This is a genomic window from Mongoliitalea daihaiensis (assembly GCF_021596945.1).
GTDB lineage: Bacteria > Bacteroidota > Bacteroidia > Cytophagales > Cyclobacteriaceae > Mongoliitalea > Mongoliitalea daihaiensis.
Genome location: NZ_CP063779.1, coordinates 2,943,012 through 2,968,050, shown reverse-complemented (window position 1 = coordinate 2,968,050; position 25,039 = coordinate 2,943,012). Strand labels below are relative to the sequence as shown.

25 protein-coding genes are annotated in these 25,039 nt (G+C 39.9%); 13 read left to right on the top strand and 12 right to left on the bottom strand.

The window, feature by feature from the left end; all coding sequences use genetic code 11:
* The first annotated feature begins 146 nt into the window (after nucleotides 1-146).
* The 7 genes from IPZ59_RS12615 (at nucleotide 147) to IPZ59_RS12585 (ending at nucleotide 5,541) form a co-directional block, all read left to right on the top strand.
* Nucleotides 147-830, top strand: a complete 684-nt coding sequence (locus tag IPZ59_RS12615; protein WP_236136406.1) for a metal-dependent hydrolase — start codon at nucleotides 147-149, stop codon at nucleotides 828-830.
* Between the two features lie 9 nt (nucleotides 831-839).
* Nucleotides 840-1,619: a ParA family protein gene (locus tag IPZ59_RS12610; protein WP_236136405.1), complete on the top strand. Its 780-nt coding sequence runs from the start codon at nucleotides 840-842 to the stop codon at nucleotides 1,617-1,619.
* Between the two features lie 8 nt (nucleotides 1,620-1,627).
* A complete protein-coding gene (locus IPZ59_RS12605) occupies nucleotides 1,628-2,542 on the top strand; it encodes a ParB/RepB/Spo0J family partition protein (RefSeq protein ID WP_236136404.1) in 915 nt (304 codons plus the stop codon).
* Nucleotides 2,543-2,669: 127 nt separating this feature from the next.
* Nucleotides 2,670-3,203: a DUF5683 domain-containing protein gene (locus IPZ59_RS12600; protein WP_236136403.1), complete on the top strand. Its 534-nt coding sequence runs from the start codon at nucleotides 2,670-2,672 to the stop codon at nucleotides 3,201-3,203.
* 2 nt (nucleotides 3,204-3,205) lie between these two features.
* Nucleotides 3,206-3,928 (top strand): 4-hydroxy-tetrahydrodipicolinate reductase, encoded by a 723-nt coding sequence (gene dapB, locus IPZ59_RS12595; RefSeq protein ID WP_236136402.1) that lies wholly within the window; start codon nucleotides 3,206-3,208, stop codon nucleotides 3,926-3,928.
* A gap of 14 nt (nucleotides 3,929-3,942) precedes the next feature.
* Nucleotides 3,943-5,022, top strand: a complete 1,080-nt coding sequence (gene lepB / locus IPZ59_RS12590) for a signal peptidase I (protein WP_236136401.1) — start codon at nucleotides 3,943-3,945, stop codon at nucleotides 5,020-5,022.
* 147 nt (nucleotides 5,023-5,169) lie between these two features.
* Nucleotides 5,170-5,541 carry a hypothetical protein gene (locus tag IPZ59_RS12585; protein ID WP_236136400.1) on the top strand — a complete coding sequence of 124 codons (372 nt, stop codon included), beginning with the start codon at nucleotides 5,170-5,172 and terminating at the stop codon, nucleotides 5,539-5,541.
* Between the two features lie 14 nt (nucleotides 5,542-5,555).
* Here IPZ59_RS12585 and IPZ59_RS12580 read toward each other — a convergent pair whose 3' ends face one another.
* From IPZ59_RS12580 to IPZ59_RS12570, 3 genes are read right to left on the bottom strand one after another with little or no spacing between them, the layout of a single operon-like run.
* A complete protein-coding gene (locus tag IPZ59_RS12580) occupies nucleotides 5,556-6,158 on the bottom strand; it encodes a DUF6992 family protein (protein WP_236136399.1) in 603 nt (200 codons plus the stop codon).
* An 11-nt stretch (nucleotides 6,159-6,169) separates the two neighbouring features.
* A complete protein-coding gene (locus IPZ59_RS12575) occupies nucleotides 6,170-6,820 on the bottom strand; it encodes a LysE family translocator (RefSeq protein ID WP_236136398.1) in 651 nt (216 codons plus the stop codon).
* The gene (locus IPZ59_RS12570) at nucleotides 6,817-8,367 is read right to left on the bottom strand and encodes a GH3 family domain-containing protein (RefSeq protein WP_236139811.1); all 1,551 of its coding nucleotides are present in this window, start codon (nucleotides 8,365-8,367) and stop codon (nucleotides 6,817-6,819) included. Before IPZ59_RS12570 ends, IPZ59_RS12575 begins: the two co-directional genes overlap by 4 nt.
* 49 nt (nucleotides 8,368-8,416) lie before the next feature.
* Between IPZ59_RS12570 and IPZ59_RS12565 the strand changes: the two genes are divergently transcribed.
* Genes IPZ59_RS12565 through IPZ59_RS12555 form a run of 3 tightly spaced genes read left to right on the top strand, consistent with a single transcriptional unit; the run spans nucleotide 8,417 to nucleotide 10,778 of the window.
* On the top strand, nucleotides 8,417-9,091 hold the full coding sequence (locus tag IPZ59_RS12565; protein WP_236136397.1) for a YggS family pyridoxal phosphate-dependent enzyme: 675 nt from the start codon (nucleotides 8,417-8,419) through the stop codon (nucleotides 9,089-9,091).
* Nucleotide 9,092: 1 nt separating this feature from the next.
* A complete protein-coding gene (locus tag IPZ59_RS12560) occupies nucleotides 9,093-9,464 on the top strand; it encodes a DUF423 domain-containing protein (RefSeq protein WP_236136396.1) in 372 nt (123 codons plus the stop codon).
* Between the two features lie 3 nt (nucleotides 9,465-9,467).
* Nucleotides 9,468-10,778 carry a D-alanyl-D-alanine carboxypeptidase gene (locus IPZ59_RS12555; protein ID WP_236136395.1) on the top strand — a complete coding sequence of 437 codons (1,311 nt, stop codon included), beginning with the start codon at nucleotides 9,468-9,470 and terminating at the stop codon, nucleotides 10,776-10,778.
* Here the strand turns inward: IPZ59_RS12555 and IPZ59_RS12550 are convergent.
* Genes IPZ59_RS12550 through IPZ59_RS12540 form a run of 3 tightly spaced genes read right to left on the bottom strand, consistent with a single transcriptional unit; the run spans nucleotide 10,775 to nucleotide 14,582 of the window.
* Nucleotides 10,775-11,266 carry a hypothetical protein gene (locus IPZ59_RS12550; RefSeq protein WP_236136394.1) on the bottom strand — a complete coding sequence of 164 codons (492 nt, stop codon included), beginning with the start codon at nucleotides 11,264-11,266 and terminating at the stop codon, nucleotides 10,775-10,777. The two genes, IPZ59_RS12555 and IPZ59_RS12550, sit on opposite strands and share 4 nt — an antisense overlap.
* A 2-nt stretch (nucleotides 11,267-11,268) precedes the next feature.
* On the bottom strand, nucleotides 11,269-12,375 hold the full coding sequence (locus tag IPZ59_RS12545; protein WP_236136393.1) for a ferredoxin--NADP reductase: 1,107 nt from the start codon (nucleotides 12,373-12,375) through the stop codon (nucleotides 11,269-11,271).
* A 14-nt stretch (nucleotides 12,376-12,389) separates the two neighbouring features.
* On the bottom strand, nucleotides 12,390-14,582 hold the full coding sequence (locus IPZ59_RS12540; protein ID WP_236136392.1) for a DUF5916 domain-containing protein: 2,193 nt from the start codon (nucleotides 14,580-14,582) through the stop codon (nucleotides 12,390-12,392).
* Nucleotides 14,583-14,731: 149 nt separating this feature from the next.
* Here IPZ59_RS12540 and purB point away from each other — a divergent pair, with 149 nt between their 5' ends.
* On the top strand, nucleotides 14,732-16,078 hold the full coding sequence (purB, locus tag IPZ59_RS12535; RefSeq protein WP_236136391.1) for an adenylosuccinate lyase: 1,347 nt from the start codon (nucleotides 14,732-14,734) through the stop codon (nucleotides 16,076-16,078).
* Between the two features lie 9 nt (nucleotides 16,079-16,087).
* Nucleotides 16,088-17,629: a SulP family inorganic anion transporter gene (locus tag IPZ59_RS12530; RefSeq protein WP_236136390.1), complete on the top strand. Its 1,542-nt coding sequence runs from the start codon at nucleotides 16,088-16,090 to the stop codon at nucleotides 17,627-17,629.
* On the opposite strand, the gene ctlX is transcribed toward IPZ59_RS12530, so the two are convergent.
* The 6 genes from ctlX to IPZ59_RS12500 form a co-directional block, all read right to left on the bottom strand.
* Nucleotides 17,615-18,556, bottom strand: coding sequence for a citrulline utilization hydrolase CtlX (ctlX, locus tag IPZ59_RS12525; protein ID WP_236136389.1), 942 nt, complete (start codon nucleotides 18,554-18,556; stop codon nucleotides 17,615-17,617). The genes IPZ59_RS12530 and ctlX overlap by 15 nt on opposite strands.
* Before the next feature lie 26 nt (nucleotides 18,557-18,582).
* Nucleotides 18,583-19,497, bottom strand: coding sequence for a hypothetical protein (locus IPZ59_RS12520; RefSeq protein WP_236136388.1), 915 nt, complete (start codon nucleotides 19,495-19,497; stop codon nucleotides 18,583-18,585).
* A 91-nt stretch (nucleotides 19,498-19,588) separates the two neighbouring features.
* Nucleotides 19,589-22,123 carry an ATP-dependent Clp protease ATP-binding subunit gene (locus IPZ59_RS12515; protein ID WP_236136387.1) on the bottom strand — a complete coding sequence of 845 codons (2,535 nt, stop codon included), beginning with the start codon at nucleotides 22,121-22,123 and terminating at the stop codon, nucleotides 19,589-19,591.
* 70 nt (nucleotides 22,124-22,193) lie between these two features.
* Complete coding sequence (locus IPZ59_RS12510; protein ID WP_236136386.1) at nucleotides 22,194-22,841, bottom strand: WbqC family protein; 648 nt, start codon at nucleotides 22,839-22,841, stop codon at nucleotides 22,194-22,196.
* Nucleotides 22,841-23,470, bottom strand: a complete 630-nt coding sequence (locus IPZ59_RS12505) for an L-threonylcarbamoyladenylate synthase (protein ID WP_236136385.1) — start codon at nucleotides 23,468-23,470, stop codon at nucleotides 22,841-22,843. The genes IPZ59_RS12510 and IPZ59_RS12505 overlap by 1 nt, the downstream gene beginning before the upstream one ends.
* A 34-nt stretch (nucleotides 23,471-23,504) precedes the next feature.
* Entirely contained in the window at nucleotides 23,505-23,921 is a 417-nt protein-coding gene (locus tag IPZ59_RS12500; RefSeq protein WP_236136384.1) for a (deoxy)nucleoside triphosphate pyrophosphohydrolase, read from the bottom strand.
* A gap of 74 nt (nucleotides 23,922-23,995) precedes the next feature.
* On the opposite strand from IPZ59_RS12500, the gene mltG reads away from it, so the two are divergent.
* Nucleotides 23,996-25,039, top strand: a complete 1,044-nt coding sequence (gene mltG / locus IPZ59_RS12495) for an endolytic transglycosylase MltG (protein ID WP_236136383.1) — start codon at nucleotides 23,996-23,998, stop codon at nucleotides 25,037-25,039.

Genomic DNA, 25,039 nt, shown 5'->3' with positions numbered 1-25,039 from the left:
GGGCACTTGAATACAGCTAAAACGAGGTAAACATTTTATTTTAAACCTTTTACACGCTATCCACATTTCTCTGTGGAAAACAATTCAATTGAACCAACGATAATATTGATATATTTGTATTACGAAAACTGTTAACACCTCAAGCCATGATTGAATTAACCTTTTTAGGACATTCTTCCTTTCTGGTAGGAATTCAGGATAAAAAAATTCTCTTCGACCCATTTATCAGCCCCAATGCCAAAGCCTCACACATCAATGTGGATACACTCCGCGCCGATTACGTATTGCTAAGCCATGGACATGAAGACCATGTGGCAGATGCTGAAAAAATCACCAAAGCAAGCAATGCTACCCTCGTATCCAATTATGAGATAGCTATTTGGTTTGCACAAAAAGGAGTTGAGAAATACCATCCCATGAATCATGGAGGCAGCAAAACCTTTGACTTTGGTACAGTGAAATATGTCCATGCTGTGCATAGCAGTACTTTGCCTGATGGGGCTTCTGGAGGAAATCCTGGTGGTTTCGTAATCAAACATGAAACAGGTGCCTTCTACTATGCTGGAGACACTGCGTTGACCTATGATATGAAATTAATTGGAGAGTCATTCAACTTAGACTTTGCCATACTCCCAATCGGGGACAATTTCACTATGGGGATAGAGGATGCCATCATCGCAGCTGATTTCGTAGGCGTCAAAAAGATCGTGGGAATGCATTTCGACACCTTTCCTTACATCGAAATTGACCTAGAAAAAGCAAAAAAATTAGCAGCAAAAGCAGGTAAAGAGTTGATTTTGCTTAATATTGGAGAAACTATCAAGCTTTAAATAGGCCTCATGGGAAAAGTAATTGCAATTGCAAACCAAAAAGGTGGCGTAGGAAAAACCACTACGGCTATGAATTTGGCAGCGAGTTTGGCTGTTTTGGAATTTAAAACATTGGTCATAGATGCAGATCCTCAGGCCAATACTACATCAGGCTTGGGGCACGATCCAAAAAGCATTGAAAACAGTATTTATGAGTGCATGGTGGATGGTGTAGACATACATACCATCATTCTTCAGACTGAAATTGAACATTTGGACTTGGTTCCTTCCCATATTGATTTGGTGGGTGCTGAAATCGAAATGATCAATCTTGAAAACAGAGAAGAAAAAATGAAATCTGTCATAGCGACCGTCAGGGATCTATACGATTTTATCATCATAGACTGTAGCCCTTCTTTAGGTTTGATTACCATCAATGCCCTGACTGCTGCTAACTCTGTTATTATTCCAGTGCAGTGTGAGTACTTTGCATTGGAAGGTTTGGGTAAATTATTAAATACCATCAAGATCATCCAAACCAGACTCAATCCTGACTTGGAAATTGAGGGTATTCTCTTGACTATGTACGATGTAAGGCTCCGCCTTTCCAATCAGGTAGTCGATGAGGTAAGACTTCATTTTAAAAATTTAGTATTTGAAACCATCATTCCTAGAAATGTGCGACTCAGTGAGTCTCCTAGTTTCGGTTTGCCAGTGATCGCTTTTGATGCGGAAGGAAAGGGAGCTGTTGCTTACCTTAACCTAGCACAAGAGATTGCTACAAAAAACGGAATGGAAAAAGTAAATTGAACTAACTTATGGCTGACAGAAAACCATTACCAAAGAAAAATGCACTTGGCCGGGGACTTGGGGCTTTGTTAGAAGATTCTCCTCAGAAAGCAAAAAGTCAGGAATTGATGCCTGCGACTCCTGCCTCGGGAATCTACGAAGTCTCCTTAGATGAAATATCCGTCAATCCTTATCAGCCGAGAACTCATTTTGATAAAGAAGCCCTGCAAGAATTAGCAGAGTCAATTAAGGTACAGGGAATCATTCAGCCAATCACGGTACGTAAACTTGGAGATGGAGAGTTCCAATTGATTTCAGGTGAGCGTAGATTTCAAGCTTCCAAAATTGCCGGTCTTCAAAAAGTACCTGCCTATGTTCGAACTGCCAATGATCAGCAAATGCTGGAAATGGCACTCATTGAAAACATCCAACGAGAAAACCTCAACGCACTGGAAATTGCCCATTCCTACCAGCGTTTGTTAACAGAATGTGAATTAAAGCAGGAGGAATTAGGTGATCGCGTCGGCAAAAACCGAACTACGGTCAATAATTACCTGCGCCTACTGAAATTACCTCCAGATATTCAGGCAGGGCTACGCGATTCCCAAATTTCCATGGGGCATGCACGTGCCCTGATCAATGTGGAAGATGTAGAAAAGCAATTAGCCATTTACAAGAAAACATTAGCAGAAGAATTAAGTGTACGTGCAGTAGAGGCATTGGTCAAATCTCTGAATGAAACAAAGTCAGATACCAATGTAGAAAAGCCAGCATTAGATCCAGTTAGAAAATACGAAATTAATAAAATCCAACAGCGTTTGGCTTCTCATTTTGGGAGTAAAGTGCAACTCAAAGCTAACGAAAAGAATAAAGGAGAGATTAAAATTCCCTTTACTTCCACATCGGATTTAAACCGTATTTTGGAAATATTAGAAATTATCTGAATTGACCCGTCCTACAAAGATGCTGACATTGGAACAGTTCAGCTGGAAAATTACCCTTCTAAAGGTATTTAAAAGCATAATTTTTGTTAAAAAGACTACAATCTTCTACTCCAAAAGAGGGGTATCAATGTTTTTTTTGTTTTTTTTCTTCTCCTTTGTATATGGCTTTACACAGCAGTTGACAATCAATGATACACTGAGTATCAGCTTAACTAACCGGGAGTTTAAAGATCCAAAAGTAGCAACGATCCTTTCTGCGGTGCTACCTGGTGCTGGTCAGGTGTACAACAACAAAGCTTGGAAAGTGCCTATTATCTATGGAGGATTTGCAACCAATATCTTCTTTATAGATTTTAATAACCGACGCTATCAGTTGTTTTTGAATAACTTGCGGCGCTTAGATAGACAAGAACCAACTGATTTTCCAAATCTTAATAGAGACGGATTGGTTAGAAATACGAATTTCTGGAGAAGAAATAGAGATTTGAATTACTTCCTTTTCATAGGAATCTATGCATTGAATATCTTGGATGCCAATATTGATGCTCATCTCTCCTCTTTTGATGTCAGTGAAGATTTGAGCTTTCGATTTGAACCAAGTTTTGAAACACTTACCGCAGGTGGTAATATCTTGGGGCTAAGTTTAAAAATTAATTTCTAAAAATGAATATACTCTTACTGGGTTACGGGAAAATGGGAAAGATCATTGCTGAGATAGCAGAATCCCGTGGCCATCAAATTGCAGGACGCATCAATATCGATAATAGATCCGACCTAGATAAATTAACCCCAGCATCCATCGATGTGGCGATAGAATTTTCACAACCTGAAGCAGCTGTAGAAAATATATCTTGGGCCATCAGTAGAGGAATCCCTGTAGTCTCAGGTACTACGGGCTGGTTGGAAGAAAAACCCTATATAGAACAACTTACGCAGGAAAAGGAAACTGCATTTTTCTATGCCTCCAATTTTAGCGTTGGGGTAAATATCTTTTTCAAGGTGAATAAGTTTTTGGCATCCCTGATGAAAGATCAAAGTGAATACCTTATTTCCCTAGAAGAAATTCACCACACAGAAAAAAAAGATGCACCCTCCGGTACAGCTATTACCTTGGCAGAAGGCATTCTTTCAGAAAAAGCTTCGTTGAAGCAGTGGATCCTGAATGAAGGGCAACCTATCGCCCATGACCTGCTTCCCATTACTTCCAAAAGAATTGACCCAGCCCCTGGTACACACACCATAACTTATAGTTCCGAGATTGATACGATCGAAATCACCCATACTGCACATAGCCGCAAAGGCTTTGCAATGGGCGCGGTTTTAGTTGCAGAATGGATCAAAGATAAAAAAGGTGTGTTGTCCATGGATGATTTCCTATCTTTCTAATATTTTTGAAAATCATGCAAGAAGAACAAAAGAAAAAAAAGTCTGCAACCCGAGAATGGGTGGATGCCCTAGTATTTGCAGTCATAGCCGCAAGTTTAATTCGTTGGTTGCTGTTAGAGCCCTTCACTATCCCTACGGGTTCTATGGAAAAATCACTTTTAGTGGGTGATTTTCTCTTTGTGAGCAAAATGCATTATGGTACGCGTGTGCCTAAGACTCCTTTGCAAATGCCCTTGACCCATCAAAAAATTTGGGGAACAGAGATAAGCTCCTACGTAGATTGGATCCAATTGCCTTACATGCGGCTTCCAGGATTCACTAAAGTAAAACGTAATGATGTAGTCGTATTTAACTTCCCTGAGGAGTTGGATGTTCCTGTAGATTTGCGGACAAATTATATCAAACGAGCTGTAGCAGTTCCAGGAGATATTCTGGAAATCAGGAATACAGATATCTATATCAATGGTGAACGAGGTACCGATCCTCCTAAAATGCAGTTTTCTTATGATATACTGACGGACAAAAACCTTAATGAGGAATTCTTTGACGATTATGGTATCAATAAAGACAGCTACATGCCATTCAGCAATGGAGTAGGCTATATGGCGATGTCAACTCAAGAAAATATTGATCAGCTAAAGAAATCCCCTGCAGTTGGAAATGTGATGTTGCGTGCCGAAAGAGCCGATATGGGAGATCCTCGTATTTTTCCTGATGGAGCTTACTTCGGATGGAACAAAGACAATTTCGGTCCACTAGAAATCCCAGGAAAAGGTTGGACGATCGAAATCAACGATGAGACCATGGCTAAGTATGCAAGTACAATCCAATACTACGAAGGCCTAAAAGATGTTCAGGTTCAAAATAACAAACTCATTATTGATGGCCAAGAGGTGACTTCCTACACCTTCAAACAAAACTACTACTTCATGATGGGGGATAACCGTCACGACTCTTACGATTCCCGCTATTGGGGATTTGTTCCGGAAGACCATGTCGTTGGCAAAGCCTGGTTCTTATGGCTGTCTTTGGATAAGCATAAATCCATGTTCAGCAAAATCCGATGGAATCGATTCTTTAATGGAATCAAATAAGAAAAAAATGAAGGGGCGAAGCGCCCCTTTTTTTATATACTTAACTCTTTATTTACTTTAAGCCTGATTGCTTCTTCAACAAAAAAATTATTATAAAAAGGCAAGACAAAAACATGGGTAACTACGTCTTTATGAAAAAGTGTGTCTATGAAAAAAAACCTTCTGTTTTTCTTGTTGATTGGACTTTACACGGCCTGCACTGAATCCGACCCAACGATGGGATTACCCACAGATGTATTCGAAGTGACCACTTGGGGTATTGATGGTGATTGTGGCTTTATGGTCTTTACTTTTGACGTGAATGATGTAGAGCGCATGGAGGAGTTAGTAGGATCCACTGCCATTAGGCGTAATCAACGTATGGGGTTGAGCTTAGACAGAAATCGCTTTGCGGAGGAAAACTTGCGGTTACGGGTAAGAATTCGCAAGCCTTTAGAAAGTGAATTAGGGTTTGCTTGTAACACTCGTGGCATCCCTCCGAGACCTGTGGTGGTCGTGAGTGCCCAACGAATAAACTAACAAAAGAAATTTGGTTAGAAAACCATTCGAAATCCTATACCTCCAGGACCCATGCTGACATTTTCAAGTAATTTGGGCAATTCCTTTCCATGGCTATTGTGGATCAAAAATTTGATCGCATCAAAACTCATCAAAAAGGCACCTTGCAAAATTACCGACTTCCCAAAGCCACTCAAACGCTCATTATCGGTTCTTCTGCCTCGCTCCAGCATATACAGCCCTCCTGCCATGTAGGCCACATCTAATCCTGCATTGACCAACAAAATCTTTTCTATGGACTGTTGACTTCTCATAGTCTCCCAAAAATCTGTGCTTGGCACTTCCTTCATGGCCGAGTAATACCCAAATCCTGCAATCAACAAATTGATGGAATTCCAGTAAGCATTCATTTGATGGAATCCTTGGATTTCTCCAGTGGTTCTTCCAGCCATGGAGGCTCCCCAAATGATATTACCTATGGCCCAAGACCCCAAAATCATCATTCCTTGTTTATTATAATCGATACGGACCTGATTGAAATCTTGAAGGATTTCCTTTTGGCCTTGAGCATGACTCAATTGTACCAGCATCCAAAAGCAACAAAAGGTCATGAATATTTTAGGAAATGCATTTTTCATATGTTTTTCTTTTAGTAGTAACCTCCCAAAAGGGCTTGATGTTTTTCATATGCAAACCAAGCCAAACGAATTCCGAATAGTACCAAGAATATCCCTACTCCAATATTCAACTTTTGCATCAGTTTGGGAGTTACAAAACCACTTAACTGCTTGGATACAAATGCTTTTAACAAATCAATAGAAAAGACCGTCACTAAGATCCCTGTATAATACAAGCCTATATCCAAGGCATCAAAACTATCCTTGATTGCAACTACTCCAGCTATTGAAATCCAAAAGAGTAATACAAAGGGATTGATGCCATTGATGCTGAATCCCTTCCAAAAACCCTTTCTTTTTCTATCCTTCAGAACGGGAATCCCCCCTGAATTGGGTCGGTGAACATTTTTTTTGAAAATGGAAGATAGTCCAAATCCACCCAACACAAGTCCTCCTGCATAACCCAAAACAATTTCAAAATAACTGCTTTTGGCAAATAGATTCACGCTGAAATAGGTAATCAATACATAGAGTAAATCACTAACCAAAATCCCAGATGCCAACACAGCTGTATGTCGAAAACCATTTTGTAAGCTGTTTTGAATGAGTGTAAAGAAAACAGGACCTACCATTGCTGACAGCAATAAGCCCATACTGATTCCTTCTAGCAACGCTGTACTCATAGTTGCACGCCATTGTTTTGTAGGAACTGAAGCCAGTCCTTCATTTTTTCTCCCTTCAATACCCTAGGGAATTTATTTTGTCCGCCCTCCTTGCCTTGTGCACGGAGCCAATCATAAAACAAATGACTAGGAATTTTTGATAAGCGCATTTCTTTCAAGGCATGCTTGCGCTCTACTGCATAATCATCGTTTAACTCGTGTAAATAGGCATCAATCCGAGCTCTTAATATCTCCTCAGAAACAGCTGAGTCTGTTCCAGCAAACCAATGATGCGCAAAGAGTGTCCCATGAGGAAGACCTGTAACAGTAAATTCCCGAATATCGATATTTAACTCCTCTTCCGCTCTCTTAACAGCCTGATTGATATTGTCTACCGACAAATGCTCTCCACATAAGGAAAGAAAGTGCTTGGTCCTTCCTGTAATCCTAATTTCTACCTCTGCCTTGCTTTCAAATCGAATAGTATCTCCAATCATATATCGCCAAGCGCCAGAGCAGGTGGATATCAATAAAGCATAGTCTACTCCCTCTTTCACCTGACTGATGTTTAATATACTGGCATCCGGTTTTACTTCCCCATGCTCATCAAAATTTGCATCGTTGAAAGGGATAAACTCGTGAAAAATCCCATTGTTGAGTACCAAGCGCATGGAGTTCCTATGAGGTAAAGCCTGAAAAGCCAAAAAACCTTCAGAGGCCAAATAGGTTTCCATATAAATCAGCGGTTTCCCTAAAAGCTTTTCAAAACCTTTTTTGTAAGGTTCAAAAGAAACACCTCCGTGCACAAAAATTTGAAGATTAGGCCATAGTTCATGAATATGCTGCAATTGATAACGATCAATAATCTTCTCCAATAATATCTGCAACCATGCAGGTACTCCTACAATAATTCCTATATCCCAAGAGGGAGCTTGTTGCACGATTTGCTCCAATTTTTCACCCCAGTCTTTATTTTTGGAAATCTTTTTTCCAGGTTTATAAAATCGTTGAAACCAAACAGGTAATTTCCCTGTAGTGATCCCGCTCAAATCGCCTGAGAAAAATGTTCCATTAAACTCCAAATCCGTGCTGCCCCCTAACATCAAAATTCCTTTGGTGAATAAATCATCTGGGATATCATATTTGGATAGACTGAGAATCTGACGCACGCCTGTGCGACGAATGGCCTTGACCATGTCTTTGGTGATGGGAATATATTTGGACGAAGCACCAGAAGTCCCCGAAGTCAGCGCAAAATAACGAATCGATCCAGGCCAAGTGATGTTTTTCTTTCCATCTTTTAAGCTATGCCACCATTCTTCATAAATCTTCTCATAATTATAGAGTGGTACTTTTTCGGAAAATTTTTGATGAAAAGCATCTCCTGATTGCTTGAATGATTTTAAAATCTCCGCAAATCCATATTTTTTACCGATCTCAGTATCTTTGGCTGCAATCAATAATTTTTTAAGCGACTGCTTTTGAAGCTCTAAAGGATTGCTGTACTCCTGTTCGAGCGATTCCCGTAATCTTATGCCTTTTTTTAGCAATGTACCCAATATAGCCATATCTTTGTCTGTGTGCTGAGCGTTGTTCCAACTTACCAAAATTAAGCGAATGAACCTGAAAGAAAATCTAATTTCCCTAAAAAATACATTTGCAAATCCATCCTGTACCTTGGTAGCGGTGAGTAAGACTAAGCCCAAGGAAATGCTTATGCAAGCCTATGAAGCAGGAGTTCGGGATTTTGGAGAAAACAAAGTTCAGGAAATGAGCGAAAAAGCCGAGCAATTGCCATCCGATATCCGTTGGCATATGATTGGCCATTTACAGCGAAATAAGGTGAAATACATTGCTCCTTTTGTGCATTTAATCCACAGTGTTGATTCCCTCAAATTATTGAAGGAAATCGATAAAGAAGCCAAAAAAAACAATCGCATCATACAGGTCTTGCTTCAAGTCTACATTGCCCAGGAAGAAAGCAAATTTGGATTAGATGAAAGCGAATTAAAAGCACTCTTGCATGCCCCTGAAACAGCCAAGTTGGATTCGGTGAAAATTGTGGGCTTGATGGGGATGGCGACCTATACGGAAAATGAAGCGCAAATTCGCAGTGAATTCCGCTCTTTGAAAAGCATCGCTGATGCACTCAAAAACGAAACATTACCTTCAAACGTATCTTTACAAGAGCTTTCCATGGGGATGAGTGGAGATTACCTTATCGCACAAGAAGAAGGTAGCACCATGATACGTGTGGGAAGCGCTATTTTTGGGGAACGAAATTATCAATGATATGAATAAGCATTCTTGGATTACAGTAGCTTCGCTGATGCTCGCATTGGCAGTTGGTATTGGTGCTTTTGGAGCGCATGGATTGCAACCAATCTTAGAAGCCAATGGAAGATTGGAAACATTTGAAACTGCCGTTAAATATCATTTCTACCATGCCTTGGGCATCTTGGTGTTAGCTATTTGGAACACACTGCAACCAACACTCAAAAATATAAAACTTTCTTATTGGCTGTTAGTGATTGGGATTTTGATTTTTTCAGGTTCTCTGTACGTGCTCAGCATTACGGGTATTACGTGGCTTGGCGCCATTACTCCACTTGGAGGAGTAGCCTTCATAGCTGGATGGTTAAATTTAATTCGAGTAAAAGCCTAAACTATGCGTATAATTCATGTGATTAGGCTTGCTTGCATACTGAGCATTTTTGTCCCTGCTTTGGTTTTTGCTCAATCAGAAGAAATCAGACAAAAATATGAGCGATTCGATGACCTTTTAGGCATAGGCTCCTTTTTTGACAATCACTTAACCGGCTTTGTCTTGGTGGATCTGGACAGTCAGCAAGTTATCTATGAAAAAAACAGCCATCTCAACTTTATCCCAGCTTCCACCGTCAAAATTTTTACTTTCTACGCTACCCTCAAAACACTTCGAGATAGCACCCATACTTTTCGGTATGTAACCGAAGGAAATACCATCAAAATTTGGGGAGCAGGTGACCCAAGTTGGCAATACCACAAGGTCAATAACAATAGCCGAATTGATCAATTTTTGAATCGATTTTCTGAGATTCAGCTTTCCTACAACAACTGGAAAGATCATGCCTTCGGCTATGGTTGGCAATGGGATGATTATTACTATGCCTATTCTGCTGAGCGCTCACCCCTTCCTATATTCGGAAATCTTGCTATTTTCAACATCCAGCAAAAAAAGCCACAAGCTCAAGTACCTGTCTTTGCTTCCATGATCAAGACCTATGACAAATCTACCTGGAAAATGGAGCGAGACCTGCATTCCAATACATTTTTTTACAATCCAAACACCTATAATCAAGCAAGAGCAGAGCTTCCATTTATCACATCTCCTGAACTCACCCAACAGCTGATGGAATATCTGCTAAAGAAAAAAGTAAGCTTGCATACACAGACTCTTCCAGCAAACCACAAGCTCTTCAAGTCCGGGAGTCTTCGACCCTTATGGATTGAATTGATGCAGGAATCTGACAACTTTATCGCCGAACAATTACTGCTAATGGTTTCTGATTATTTATTTGCAGAATTGGATGCCGAAAGAGCTATTGAATTTATCCAAAAAACCTACCTGAATGATTTGCCTGACAAAGCACAATGGGTAGATGGATCGGGTCTTTCCCGTCATAATCTCAGCACACCACGAGCAATGATTCAGCTCCTTAGCAAGCTGGAAGAAGAATTGCCTCGCGCTGAATTGATGCGTATTTTCCCTCAGGGAGGAATCAATGGAACCATCAAAAACAATTACAAGGCTCAAAGACCATACGTGTTTGCCAAAACTGGCACCATGTCCAACAATCATTCGCTGATTGGCTATATCAAAGGAGACTCAGGTAGGGTGTATGCATTTGCTTTCATGAATAGCAATTATCTTAATAAAGCCTCTGAAGTGAGAAGGGAAATGGAAAAGGTATTATTATTTGTAAAAGAGGAGTTTTAAATCCTCTTTTTCAATTCTTCCACCTGCTGACGCTCCTCCCCTTTTAATTTTAGCAGACGAACAATCCTATCTGGGGTAGGCTTGCCTAAGGAGAAAAAAATCAAGTTTAAGGCTAAAATAATGGTAAAGAGGGGGTTTTGAGTAATCATCAATGCAAATGAACCCCACATGGCAATCCCAAACAAAAACCAAAATCGAATCATAGTAGCTTTGGCATAAATTTGGACTTTTTGGGTGATATCCAAGGATGGGTTCTTTGCCTTGCCAAGATTACTATGGAAGGCAATGTAATGTCCTGCAAGAAGCGTAATGAGAAAGGTTAAGCTAAATCCACCCCAAAAAGAGTTTTCTGCTGGCAGATTTAATTCCATAATTGGACTTTGCGTATATAAATAGGCGAAGCCAAAAAAAGGAAGCGGAACAGCTATCAAAATCAAGGTGTTCCGTTCCAATTTTGCGTATATATTTCTAAGTGCTGTAATTTCCAAGGCTATTCAATTCTAATCTTTATATCTCCACTGGCTGGTTTTGCTGAGCAACACAAAATAAATCCTTCAGCAATCTCGCTTGGGCTTAAGCCGGCATCTTCGATCATGTCCACCTTCCCAGAAATAAGCCTACCTCTGCAAGCAGTACACAATCCACTTTGACAGCTATATGGCATATCAATATCTTGATCCAATCCTGCATCCAGAATTGTTTTTCCTGGAGAAACTTCAACTTGATAGGTTTGACCTTCTAATTCTATTTCTATTTCTCTGGTCAGGGAGGGTGCTAATTTACCCTCTGCCTCCATAGTCTTTTCTTTAGCATCCAAATCGCTGTAAAAGCTTTCGCTCAATAGTTGTTCAGTGGACACTCCCAAGGCGCTCAAAGTTTGTTTGGTCACGTCCATGATACCTTCAGGACCACAGACGAAAAACAAGGGGTCAAAGGTTGTATCTTCTGACACTTTATGATAGAATTCAGTAATTCTAGCCTCTTCCAATCTACCTGACCAACCTGTCCAAGCAGACCCAGGCTGACTCAAATTGTGTGTCACTTCCAAACGGTCTCCATACTTTTCTCCAAGAGATTCCAGCGCTTTTTTAAATATGATCTGCTCCTCTGATCTGCTGCAATAGAGGAGACTTACTTTAGACTGAGGCTCATTGATCAACACAGATTTAAGGATTCCCATGATTGGCGTAATTCCTGAGCCTCCAGCTACCATCACAAAGTTTCGCTTGTTTTGTGAATGAAAACTTGTCGTGAAATTGCCCAAAGGCTTCATGATTTCGATGGTTTTTCCTGGACGAATTTGATCATTTAAATAATTAGAGACCAATCCTCCTGCCACTCTTTTGACAGATATCCCGGGATACGGATCCACAAAAGGAGAAGTACACAAGCTATAGGAGCGACGAACTTCTTTCCCTTCGATTTCAAGAATCAGTGTTAGAAACTGACCCGGCTTGTACTCTAGGTATGGCTCCGGCTGCTCAAAATAAATAGTAACTGTATCTGCTGTTTCTTTGACTACTTCTCTGACTTTTAAAGAGATATACTGAGAGCCTTTGCTAGGCTCTGATTTTTTTTTCTTAAATAAATTAAACATACCCGCTTTTCCGATTACACGTTGATCCAATAAGTAAGCTTCAAAATTAATGCACGGTTCTTAATTTGGAAGTTCTCCGGCAAATAATTATCTGTGTACACAACAAACAAATCGGAAACAGGTTTGAATCTCCACTGAAATCGTGTGTTGATATTGATGTTTTCAATCTGAGAATTGTATTGCACAAAGGTACTCAAAAACAGTTTGTCTGTAAAAGAAAGTTCCATTCGAGGACCTATTAGCCATAAATCAGCTGAGTTGTAAGGCTCAGGAAATTGCAGTTTGTTATATTCAGCATATAAAGAAATATTCCCGAAGGGTTGTAATCTGTAGTTTAAATTGGTGTTTACATATAAACGCTCTCCGTTGAAAAACTCTCCAGTATAAACGGTGGAAGAATAATTAAACAGCTTTCTACTATCAGATGTATAGGTAATCCCTGCTCGAGTATAGCGATAATCCGTACCAGCCTCTAATTGCTTCCCGCCAGATCTTGTCGGATCAAAAGGCCTGAATAAATAAATGTATTCGTTGAACACTCGAGCTTGTATAGTGGACGTATTTTTGAAATACAATCGATAGGCAAAGGTCACATTCTGATCCAATGTCTGACCAAAATCCTGATCTTTGTACAGGTCATAGCGTACTTGAAAAGTTTGTTGAAATACTTTGCTCTCAGGTTTCGCTACAAGTCTAAACATCGCATTAGGCTCCAATCTCCAATAACTTCTTCTTGGGACAAAACCCACTTCTGCATTATAATCTTCTCCCACAAACTCTTGGTTCCATTGCAGGTTAAACTTTTTGGTGTTGTAACTCAAGTGAGAGGCGAAGGCTTGGGGATCAATATTGGCGGTTGGGCCAAAAGAACGATGATAAAAAAACTTTCCAGTCCACTTGTTATCGGCTGATAAGAGGTTGTAATCTAATCCTGCTACTCTATTGAACGTGGTAATGGGGCTTCCCTCACGAATTTCTCCTGTTGTCTGTCTATTAACAAAGATACCGGCTATATTGGAGCGACTGAAAATTTTCTTTTGAGCAGTAGCCACCGTATAATTTTGACCAGGGTATCCTACAGAAAGCTCATCCGCAGTCTGCATATTCAACAATCCTACACGCAAATTATCCCCTACATTTCCATTGAGTCTTGCCCCATACAAAATGCGATTGTTAGAGCTTCTCCCAATACTATCGGTAGCAATCCCTATTCTTCTAGAGAAAAAAGGGCGAATTTGCCGAAAGCCAAAATCCCCAAATAAGTCTGCATTTTCTAAGAAAAACTGCCTGCGTTCGGGGAAAAAGAGTTCAAATCGATTGAGATTAGTCTGTTGCTGATCCACTTCTACAGTGGAAAAATCAGGATTAAATGTCAAGTCCAAATTCATCGACGGAGTAATGGCTATTTTAGCGTCAAAGCCAGCAGCAACTCCAGTATTCGTAGGTTCTTCTGTCCTGTAATCTTTTGAGCCATTGACAGCAGTATAGGGAATGACTGCAATGTTTGCCCCAGGCTTTTTCAAAGGTTTATCCCAATTGAGGTAACCCGAAAAGGCTATGCCTTGAATGCGTTGATTGAGAGGTACAGGCACCCAAGATGAACGTTCAAAGTTTTTTCGATCATTTCTGATAAAATTCACCCTCCAGTAATGAGATCCTTCTGTATATCTCAGTGTTTTAAAGGGAATTGCCATTTCGACCTCCCAATGGTCATCAAAGCGCTTGACAGAAGAGTACCATTTATTATCCCAGACATCAGAAACACGATCTCCATTGTGAATGAGTCCTTCCATTTGTACATTGTAAGGACTGACTGCAAACATAAAGCCATTGTTACCATCATCGTACGGTCCTATGGTAATTGCAAATGCATCACTTTCATAAAAACGAAAATCTCTTTTTAAAGAGGAAACCACATACCCCTCACCTACTCCGTGGTAAAGCTTAGCTGCAACATATAAAAAATTCTCATCGTACTTTAGTTTGACTTCCGTACGGTTGGTGGCAGGCATTCCTTCCTTGGGAATTTGCTGTACAAATCCTTCAATCAAGTCCGCATCGGCCCACTCCTCCTCACCTATACTTCCATCCAAGGAAACTACTTTGATGGCTTCATTCACTTGCACCCCAAACTCTCGATCTTTGTTGTTAGCTGAAAAACCAGAAAATACCACAAGAAAGGACGCCGCTAAAAGAAAATATTTCATGCTGCAAACTTACGGAGGCTAGGTATCTGGAAAGCGTTCTTTTTTTCTTTCGGTCAATATCAGGTATGCAAACCAATATTTAAATTTGGATGGAACACCAAATTTTCATCCTAAACTACTAAATTTGAAGCTTGACAAACATTCCAGCAATGAACCTCAGTACACTTACAGCAGTCAGTTCTATCGACGGTAGATATGGAACAAAAACTGCCACTCTCCGTGCTTTTTTCTCAGAATACGCCCTTATCAAATACCGAGTACATGTGGAAGTGGAGTATTTTATAGCATTGTGTGAATTGCCACTCCCACAGCTTGCAACCATACACCCATCTAAGTTTTGGGAAATGAGAGCGATCGTAACTGATTTCACAGAAAAAGATGCTGAAATCATCAAAGAGACGGAAAAAGTCACCAACCATGATGTAAAAGCCGTAGAGTATTTTCTCAAGGAAAAATTTGATTCCATTGGACTGGGGGCCTACCAAGAATTTATTCACTTTGGATTGACCTCCCAGGATATCAATAATACAGCTACCCCCATGATGCTGAAAGATGGACTTGCAAAGGTACTTCTACCTTCTTTGCAGGAAGTTGTCAACAAATTAAAAACTCAAGTTGAGGCTTGGAAAGATATCCCCATGCTTGCAAAGACTCATGGACAGCCTGCTTCTCCCACACGTTTAGGAAAAGAAATCCAAGTATTTGTAACACGATTAGAGAACCAGTTAACTCAGCTTCATCAAGTGCCATTCTCGGCTAAGTTTGGAGGTGCAACAGGGAATATGAATGCGCATCATGTTGCGTATCCCTTGATCGATTGGAATGGTTTTGCAAAGAACTTTGTATCCTCCTATCTGCATTTGGAACGCTCCTATCCGACAACACAGATTGAGCATTACGATAATTTAGCTGCCTGTTTTGATGCGTTGAAACGCATCAACACTATTTTATTGGATTTATCCAAAGACATCTGGCAGTATGTGGCTATGAATTACTTCAAGCAAAAAATTAAAGCAGGAGAAATTGGTTCGTCTGCGATGCCCCATAAAGTTAATCCGATTGATTTTGAAAATGCAGAAGGTAATTTGGGTATAGCCAATGCAATATTAGAACATTTATCGGCTAAGCTGCCTATCAGTCGTCTTCAGCGGGATTTGACAGATTCTACAGTCCTTCGGACTATTGGCGTTCCATTAGCACACATGCTGATTTCTTTTGAGTCTTTGATCAAAGGGTTGAATAAACTGGAGTTGAATGAGGAAGCCATCGCGACTGATTTGGAAGAAAACTGGGCTGTAGTTGCTGAAGCTATTCAAACTATATTGAGAAGAGAAGGCTATCCAAGGCCATATGAAGCATTGAAAGAATTGACTCGGACAAATACGAAAATTACAGAAACGTCCATCAAATCCTTTATTGAGGGATTACAAGTTTCTGAGTCGATCAAAGCTGAATTGAGAGTGATTAGCCCATTTACTTATACAGGTATTTTTTAAAAAACTGCCATGAATAGAGGGAAAGACCTCTTCGCAAACCTACACAAAGACCTGCCAGCTGGCCTGGTTGTGTTTTTAGTTGCTCTCCCCTTGTGCTTAGGCATAGCATTGGCATCTGGTGCTCCTTTATTTGCAGGAATTATATCCGGTATCATTGGAGGAATAGTCGTTGGAATAGTATCAGGCTCCCATACCTCTGTTTCAGGACCTGCAGCAGGCTTGACGGTGATTGTATTTTCAGCGATTGGAGAATTGGGTAGTTTTGAAAGTTTCCTGGCAGCAGTCGTGCTTGCAGGTTGTATTCAATTGGTTTTTGCTGCTTCCAAAGCCGGGGTCATAGGTTACTTTTTCCCCACATCTGTGATCAAGGGAATGCTGGCTGGTATAGGTATCATTTTAATAATCAAACAGTCGCCTTATCTTCTTGGCTTTGGAGAATTGTCACAATTGACAGATTTAAATCCTTTTGAAATTTTCGGTGCTGCCCCTACTCAAGTCAAAACAGGAGCTTTCATCATAGGAGTGGTATCCATCAGTATCCTCCGAATATGGGATAGTAAAAGTGTCAATAAATTCATTCTGAAAAAGCTTATTCCTGCGCCACTCTTGGTAGTTGTCGCTGGTATCTTACTCAATGAAGGATTCAAAGCTTTCTGGCCTGTATTCTATCTTGAAAATCCTTTGAGAGTAACCTTGCCACATGCCGAATCTTGGAATGAATTTATTGCATTGTTCCATACGCCCAATTTTTCCGGAATTTTCAGCCGTCAACTATGGGTTGTTGCCATTACCATTGCCGTAATTGGAAGCTTGGAAACCTTGTTAAGTGTGGAAGCTGCGGATAAAATTGATCCACATAAACGAATTTCACCCCCTAATCAGGAGCTTTTTGCACAGGGAATAGGAAATATTATCAATGGATTCATCGGAGGACTACCATTGACAGCGGTAATCGTAAGAAGTTCTGCCAATATCAGTGCAGGAGCCTCAAGTAAATTAGCAGCAATTATTCATGGTTTTTTACTCCTTTTGAGCTTCATACTGATACCGGGTATTTTAAATTTAATTCCTCTTGCAAGCTTGGCTGCGATTTTGGTTATGGTAGGCTACAAACTTGCCCGTGTATCGCTCTTCAAAACACAAGCCAAATTGGGTTGGAATCAGTTTCTCCCGTTCCTCATTACTGTTTTTGGCGTAGTATTTTTGGATTTACTTTTTGGGATAGCTTTGGGGATTGGTGTTTCCATTATCTATATCCTCCTCGCCAACTTGCGTAATTCCCATTTTATGGAAGAGCGCATGGAAGAAAATGGCAAGACCTTATACATCACGCTATCGGAAGAAGTAAGCTTTCTCAATAAAGGGGCACTAATCAAGGCTTTAAATGCTATTCCAGAAGACCGAAAAGTGATTATCGATGGCTCACACTCCAAGGTAATAGATTACGATGTCTTAGAAGTGATCGAAAATTTTAAGGTTGCCGCCAGCACTAAAAATATCGAAGTGGAGACCATCCACATCGAACAGGTGAAAATCTCAGACCTTCACTAAAGGCAAGAAAATTTCTGCCATCATGCACCGTGCACTTCCTCCACCTAATTTTTCAATAGTAGGGATTGGGGGAGCAATTATTTCAGTATACTTCTCAATACTTTTCACTTGAGCTGTACTAAGGGAATTCAAAGCAGCGTTGGACATCACCGTAAATTTTTCCCCTTGTTCGTTTTGCACCTCCAGCATGTTACCTGCAAATTCAAATTTCTGTTTGGTTGTAATGGGAATTATTTTTTTACCAGTTTTCTCCAAATACACCTGCACCTGCAACCGCTCAGCAGAAGAGGGAATACTTTCTAAACAAATGACAGCTACATCGGAGCCTACATGCATCATTACATTGGTGTGGTAAATAGGACTCAACCGACCATTGATTTCCTGCATTGCATCAAATTCGATGAGTTCATAATCCATGATTCTACTAAAATACTCCAGAGGAACGGCATGAGTTCTAACCGAGCGGCAAGCATAGCAGACATGATTGACCCTATCTAATATCAAGCTGCCTGTTCCTTCCAAATACTGCTCATCTTGCTCAAAAAAACTCAAATCAATGATTTCATCTACCTTGAAGCCTCCATTGATCAGCAATTCGATGATATCCTTCCTTCGCTCCAAGCGCCTATTGGAGGAAAACATAGGATACAAAATAACCTTACCATCGTCATGGGTACTAAACCAGTTATTGGGAAAAATCGCATCTGTTTTTACAGGATTTGGGCTGTCTTCTACGACGAGCACATGGATACCTTTTTCTTGCAACAATTGTACAAAGCCATCAAACTCAGTAACTGCCAAGGCATTGATAGCATCCGCAGTTCTTTCGTCCTGCTTTTGATAAAAGTTATTGGAAGCTGTTTCAGGATTAAATCCAAAGTTGGAAGGTCTAACCATCAAGATGGTTGAACTAGTTTGCTGGCTCATAAATTGCTGATTTGCTACGAAATTAGCTATTTTTTATCATATCGATACAGTTCTGGCCAGATATTGAAACGCTTTTCGCTTAAGGTGACATAACGATCCAAGGTAGGATGCCATGCTATTGCTTCTCCTTGCGGTTCTGGTTTGTAAGGTAAAATCAAAGGGTCTTTAGACATGGCCTCTTCAATGGTTTGATCAGGCTTCCGTTCCCAAAAGAACACCATCAAATAGTTTTTTACTAAGATCTTAGATCCACACGTACTAATATCTCCGGCCACTGACATGGTAAAGGGTAGTTTTAATACCTGTTGAAGTACAGCTTGCTTTTGTTGAAAGGCCTTCTGGGAAACCTTATAGAGAATATTTGCACTATCCCTTTTGGATAAAACATAGATATCCTGTGACAACGGATCTACCATCAAGGTTTCGGCATCTTTTGGTCCATCAGGATAAGTTAAGATGAGAACCTCTGGTTCTACTTCCAGCGCTTCATCCAGGTTTTGAGGTTCAGGAAAGCGATAAATCTTAATTTCATTGTATTTAGCTTGATTGTCTCCAATTTCACCCACGTAAATGTAATTCACGTCAGCCACCGGTCCAGGACCAATTGAAATATCCTCCCAATCCCTGTTTTTTACACCTTTTAATGTAATGGTTCCTCTACTGTTTCCCAATGTATCAATGATAAATACGATTGGTTTGCCACCACTATCATTATGGGTGTACATAATTCCCGCATGATTCCTTGAAAAAACCAAGCCACTAGCCTCATCGATGGATGAATTCTTTAACTTACCCATACTTTTTGGACCTGAATACAGAGAATCCTGATATTCAGGGATGATGGGTAATTGCTTGGTTTGCGGTACTTTTTGTGAAATCCAAAAAGGAAACGCCAAGCCAATCAAAAACAATTTGAAAAATAATTTTTTTAAACGGACCATAGATGTGTAAACGCAAGAAATACAAAAATAATCTAAAACCTATCGTTAAGGATGGTTAAAAAAAAAGCCCGGGATGACCCGGGCTATTATTTTAGGACGCTTCCTCCTGTTTTTTGACACTGATAATTAAGGAATCGCCCTCTCCAGGGTAATCGGCAGTTATAATATCCCCTTCAGATAATTCACCTTTCAAAATCTCTTCTGCTAAGGCATCTTCCAAGTATTTTTGAATGGCTCTATTCAATGGTCTTGCACCGTACTGTTGATCATAGCCTTTTTCAGCCAAGAAATCTTTAGCAGTAGCAGTCAATTCAATTGAATAACCTAAATCTGTAATTCGACCAAACAACTTATTCAAACTGATATCGATAATTTGATGAATATGAGATTTCTCCAAGGAATTAAAGACCACTACATCATCCAATCTGTTCAAAAACTCAGGACTGAAGGCTTTTTTCAAGGCGCTTTGGATGGTAGACTTCATGACTTCATCCATGCTATTTTGTTTAGCCTTGGATGAGAAACCAATCCCAGCTCCGAAGTCTTTCAAATCTCGAACCCCGATATTGGAGGTCATGATGATGATTGTATTTCTAAAATCTACTCGTCTACCAAGACCATCTGTAAGGATTCCATCATCCAATACCTGTAAAAGAATATTGAAGACATCCGGATGCGCTTTTTCAATTTCATCTAGTAACACTACTGAATATGGCTTTCTTCTTACTTTTTCAGTCAATTGCCCACCTTCTTCATACCCCACATATCCTGGAGGCGCTCCAACAAGCCTAGATACAGAGAATTTCTCCATATACTCAGACATATCTATTCTAATCAACGAATCTTCTTTGTCAAAGAGGTAAGTAGCAAGCATTTTTGCTAATTCAGTTTTTCCGACACCTGTAGGGCCTAGAAATATGAACGAACCAATTGGCTTTTTAGGATCTTTCAACCCAACCCGAGTTCTCTGAATAGCCTTTGTCAACTTTTTGATTGCTTCTTCTTGACCGATGACTTTTGCTTTCAAATCTTCTCCCATATTCAGAAGCTTAGCTCCTTCTTTTTGAGCGATTCTATTAGCAGGAATTCCAGTCATCATAGCAATGACTTCCGCTACATTTTCTTCGTCAACCTTGTAACGTTTGGTTTTGCTTTCTTCTTCCCACTTTTGCTTTTCTGTTTCCAGCTGTTCTAGTAGTTTCTTCTCCTTATCCCGCAACTGAGCTGCTTCTTCGTATTTTTGACTCTTAACTACACGATTTTTTTCAATTTTAATATGCTCTACCTCGGCTTCCAATTTTAGGATATCCTCTGGTACATGGATATTATTGATATGAACCCGTGCTCCAGCTTCATCTAAAATATCAATCGCTTTATCAGGAAGGAATCGATCAGAAATATATCGATCAGACAATTTCACACAGGCTTCTATTGCCTCTGTAGTATAAATTACATTGTGGTGATCCTCGTATTTATCCTTGATGTTATTGAGGATTTGAACAGTTTCTTCCGGCGTGGTAGCGTCTACCATGACCATTTGAAACCTTCTTGCCAGAGCTCCATCTTTTTCAATGTATTGTCTGTATTCATCCAAGGTAGTAGCTCCTATGCATTGGATTTCTCCTCTAGCTAGCGCAGGCTTAAACATGTTGGACGCATCCAAAGAACCACTTGCTCCCCCAGCTCCTACAATTGTATGCAGTTCATCAATGAATAGAATCACGTTAGGTGATTTTTCCAATTCATTCATGACAGCTTTCATTCGCTCCTCAAACTGCCCCCTGTATTTGGTTCCTGCTACAAGAGATGCCAAGTCTAGCGTAACTACACGTTTATTGAATAAAACGCGAGAAACCTTTTTTTGAATAATTCTCAAAGCCAATCCTTCCGCAATAGCAGTTTTACCAACTCCAGGCTCACCTATAAGAATCGGATTATTTTTCTTTCTTCTGGAAAGAATTTGAGCAACACGTTCGATTTCTTTTTCTCTACCGATGATTGGATCTAATTTATCATCTTCGGCCATTTTGGTAAGATCTCTTCCAAAATTATCCAAAACTGGTGTGCGGGATTTTTCAGCACCACCTTTGGAAGCACCTGAACTAGAACCACTGCCCGAGGATCCTCCAAATAACTTAGAGCTATCATCATCTTGATCATCAGCTTCCGCCTTTCCTCTTGGACCAGTATCGGTTTGGAACTCCAACATTTCTTTGACAGCATCGTAATTGGTGTCAAATTTATGAAGAATTTGGGTAGCAATATTGTCTTCGTCTCTAAGAATAGATAACAATAAGTGCTCTGTGCCGATCAATTGACTTTTAAAAATCTTAGCTTCCAAGTATGTGATTTTCAAAACTTTCTCAGACTGCCTGGTCAAAGGAATATTGGCGAGATTTTTTACGTTGTGGCTGGCGGTTCCTTTTACAGCCCGCTCGATAGCATTCCGGAGTTCGTCCAAAGGAACACCCAATTTTTTAAGTATGGAAACAGCCACTCCTTCTCCTTCACGAATCATGCCCAGCAAGAGGTGCTCCGTGCCGATGTAATCATGTCCTAAACGCAAAGCCTCTTCGCGACTAAGAGAGATCACCTCTTTAACTCTGTTTGAAAATTTTGCTTCCATGTATTTCCTTTCTGAATTAAGTTGAATTCTGTACTAATGTTACCGAATTTGTTTTAAAAACACAATCCTTTTACTGATTGTTCAATGTTTTTTTTCTAGAAAGCTCTAAAATCCTTTTGGTAGAAGGTCCTTCACAGAATAACAAGTCGATAATACTTAAATTTGGAACAAAGTCTGCACCAAAAAGCTGGGAGTATGAATGGGGCTGATAGTAATTGCGTGTGCTAAATACAGCTTTATCGCGTGTCAAGAACCTTAAATCCTCCAAATCTTCTTCTTGACTATATACGATATTTTTTTTTATGGAGATGTTGATTTGTGCAAGTTGCAGACAAAGTGTCAGTAAGCCCCAATTAAAATCCCACAAAAAGGCAGGCTTTTTTAAGAATTCATTTTCTAAGTCAGGAAAAAAAAATTCAAAAAAAGGTGCTTTTCCGTATGCACTTTGGATTCCTCGTAAATGGACCTGCATCCATTTCTGGCTGTAGTCAATCTTTACATCTCTGTAGAGTTGCCTTTTTCTCGAACCAAAAACAGGAATTGAAAGTAACTCCACTTTATTTGACAGCAATATCGTAGTTCTATTGAAAGCCGACTGTTTTTGAAAAATAGCATGCTCATCAATCAGCAAATCACTGCAATCAAGAATTGCTGAGAAATACTCCAAAGGCGGGAGGTAAGAAACATCAATGAACGCAGATTTTTTTTCTCCACTCATTAGAACAATTCATCTACTGGCCCTAGGCCTTCTCTGACTAACTCGATAACACCCGATGTTCCATCCAAAACGGTAGAAGCTACGTTCTGTCCATATCCTCCGTCTATGACTACATCCACTAAGTCTCTGTATTTTTCATAAATCAATTCTGGATCCGTGCTGTATTCAATGACATCATCCTCATCTCTGATGGAAGTGGTGATAATGGGTGAACCCAATTCTTTTACTAAAAGTCTTGGAATATCATGGTCAGGCACGCGGATACCTACCGTCTTTTTATTATTGTTGAGCAACTTTGGAACATTGTTGTTTGCCTCGAGGATATATGTGTATGGTCCTGGCAAGGTTTTTTTCATCACTTTAAACACGGGTGTACTCAACGCCCGAGTAAATTCAGAGATATTGCTTAAATCATAGCAGATAAATGAAAAATTACTTTTTTTCACATTGACACCTTTAATCCGAGCGATTTTTTCGATGGCACGTTGATTACGGATATCGCATCCCATTCCATAGATGGTATCTGTAGGATAGATGATCACTCCTCCATTTCTCAATACATCTACTATCCGTTCGATTTTACGCATCTCGGGATTTTCCGCATATAATTTTATAAATTCGGCTGCCATAGGACTTTCATTAACGCACGTAAAGATACGGAATTTAAATTTGTCGTTGCTGAGCATCCCACCAATTAATGAATTCCTTCACAATCGGAATATCTGCTTCTGCCCAATCCAAGGTCAAGATATTTTTGGGTTCTAACCAAACAAAAGCTGCATGTTCTGACAAGGTAAGCCTCGGATGGCGGCAGCTTGCGATCATTGGAATCAGGCATATAGGCTGTTTTCCTGGGTATTGAAAAAAAACAGGACTAAGATACTCCATGATCTCAATGGCTAGATTTAATTCCTCTTTAATTTCCCGGAGTAGACAAGTGGGGGCATCCTCCCCTTTTTCGATTTTACCACCCGGAAATTCCCATTTAAACGGTAAATGCATGTCTTCACTCCGCTGTACGCAAAGTACTTTGTTATTCCACAAAACAATTCCGCAAGTTACATGTATAGGTGATGGCACAAAGAAAGGTAGTTATCCAATGGACAAAAATCGCTATTTTTGCCAGCATTCACGAATAGTTGGTGTATTTTATCATGTTTGAAGACAAAAAAACAAAGGTTTACTTAGTCCTAATTGTCACTTTCTCAGTATTGTTGACATCCTTTTCCTTTTATTTCTACCAAGCTTTTTTCAGCCCAAATACGCTCACAGAAGAAGATTCTCCCTACACTTTATATATACCAAGCAATGCAACCTTTCAGATGGTATTGGATAGCCTATATGAAAACCGAATCATCCAAGAAGCACTGACTTTTGGTTTTGTTTCGAAGACAATGGGCTATCAGGAAGCAGTAAAGCCGGGTAAATACACCATTCAACCTAAGATGAGTAATTTGAATTTGGTCCGACTCTTACGATCAGGTGCTCAAACACCTGAAAGAATCACTTTTAACAATGTACGAACCAAGAAAGATTTAGCAGAAAAAATCACACGCACGATCGAAGTGAATGAACAACAATTTTTGGATTTGTTAATGGATTCTGTCAATATCCGAAAATTTGGATTTGAAGAGGAAACTATCTTGTCCATGTTCATTCCTAACACGTATGAAGTATGGTGGAATATTAGTGCAGAATCATTATTTGATAGAATGTTTCGGGAATATGAAGCATTTTGGACTGATCACCGCAAGCAGAAAGCCGCGGACCTAGGACTAACGCTCAAAGAAGTGTCTACCTTAGCATCGATTGTACAGGCAGAGACACAAAAAAGTGATGAAAGACCGCGTGTAGCAGGTGTGTATCTGAACCGTCTTCGAATCAAAATGCCGCTACAAGCCGATCCTACACTGGTATTTGCTGTGGGTGACTTTGGGCTCAAGCGAGTTTTAAACATTCATAAAGAAATTGATAGTCCTTACAATACGTATAAATTTTTAGGTCTACCTCCAGGACCGATCAATTTACCGGAAATCTCAGCATTGGATGCAGTTTTGAATCCAGAAGACCATTCCTACCTTTATTTTTGTGCAAAGGATGACTTTTCTGGATACCACGCGTTTGCAAGCAATTATAATGAACACCTAGCGAATGCACGCCGATATCAGGCTGCACTTACCCGAGCCAAAATATTTTAA

Bases quoted from the DNA above. Each gene is read 5' to 3' on its own strand.
- IPZ59_RS12615 (WP_236136406.1), top strand. From the start codon at position 147: ATGATTGAATTAACCTTTTTAGGACATTCTTCCTTTCTGGTAGGAATT.
- IPZ59_RS12610 (WP_236136405.1), top strand. From the start codon at position 840: ATGGGAAAAGTAATTGCAATTGCAAACCAAAAAGGTGGCGTAGGAAAA.
- IPZ59_RS12605 (WP_236136404.1), top strand. From the start codon at position 1,628: ATGGCTGACAGAAAACCATTACCAAAGAAAAATGCACTTGGCCGGGGA.
- IPZ59_RS12600 (WP_236136403.1), top strand. From the start codon at position 2,670: ATGTTTTTTTTGTTTTTTTTCTTCTCCTTTGTATATGGCTTTACACAG.
- dapB (WP_236136402.1), top strand. From the start codon at position 3,206: ATGAATATACTCTTACTGGGTTACGGGAAAATGGGAAAGATCATTGCT.
- lepB (WP_236136401.1), top strand. From the start codon at position 3,943: ATGCAAGAAGAACAAAAGAAAAAAAAGTCTGCAACCCGAGAATGGGTG.
- IPZ59_RS12585 (WP_236136400.1), top strand. From the start codon at position 5,170: ATGAAAAAAAACCTTCTGTTTTTCTTGTTGATTGGACTTTACACGGCC.
- IPZ59_RS12580 (WP_236136399.1), bottom strand. From the start codon at position 6,158: ATGAAAAATGCATTTCCTAAAATATTCATGACCTTTTGTTGCTTTTGG.
- IPZ59_RS12575 (WP_236136398.1), bottom strand. From the start codon at position 6,820: ATGAGTACAGCGTTGCTAGAAGGAATCAGTATGGGCTTATTGCTGTCA.
- IPZ59_RS12570 (WP_236139811.1), bottom strand. From the start codon at position 8,367: ATGGCTATATTGGGTACATTGCTAAAAAAAGGCATAAGATTACGGGAA.
- IPZ59_RS12565 (WP_236136397.1), top strand. From the start codon at position 8,417: ATGAACCTGAAAGAAAATCTAATTTCCCTAAAAAATACATTTGCAAAT.
- IPZ59_RS12560 (WP_236136396.1), top strand. From the start codon at position 9,093: ATGAATAAGCATTCTTGGATTACAGTAGCTTCGCTGATGCTCGCATTG.
- IPZ59_RS12555 (WP_236136395.1), top strand. From the start codon at position 9,468: ATGCGTATAATTCATGTGATTAGGCTTGCTTGCATACTGAGCATTTTT.
- IPZ59_RS12545 (WP_236136393.1), bottom strand. From the start codon at position 12,375: ATGTTTAATTTATTTAAGAAAAAAAAATCAGAGCCTAGCAAAGGCTCT.
- IPZ59_RS12540 (WP_236136392.1), bottom strand. From the start codon at position 14,582: ATGAAATATTTTCTTTTAGCGGCGTCCTTTCTTGTGGTATTTTCTGGT.
- purB (WP_236136391.1), top strand. From the start codon at position 14,732: ATGAACCTCAGTACACTTACAGCAGTCAGTTCTATCGACGGTAGATAT.
- IPZ59_RS12530 (WP_236136390.1), top strand. From the start codon at position 16,088: ATGAATAGAGGGAAAGACCTCTTCGCAAACCTACACAAAGACCTGCCA.
- ctlX (WP_236136389.1), bottom strand. From the start codon at position 18,556: ATGAGCCAGCAAACTAGTTCAACCATCTTGATGGTTAGACCTTCCAAC.
- IPZ59_RS12520 (WP_236136388.1), bottom strand. From the start codon at position 19,497: ATGGTCCGTTTAAAAAAATTATTTTTCAAATTGTTTTTGATTGGCTTG.
- IPZ59_RS12515 (WP_236136387.1), bottom strand. From the start codon at position 22,123: ATGGAAGCAAAATTTTCAAACAGAGTTAAAGAGGTGATCTCTCTTAGT.
- IPZ59_RS12510 (WP_236136386.1), bottom strand. From the start codon at position 22,841: ATGAGTGGAGAAAAAAAATCTGCGTTCATTGATGTTTCTTACCTCCCG.
- IPZ59_RS12505 (WP_236136385.1), bottom strand. From the start codon at position 23,470: ATGGCAGCCGAATTTATAAAATTATATGCGGAAAATCCCGAGATGCGT.
- mltG (WP_236136383.1), top strand. From the start codon at position 23,996: ATGTTTGAAGACAAAAAAACAAAGGTTTACTTAGTCCTAATTGTCACT.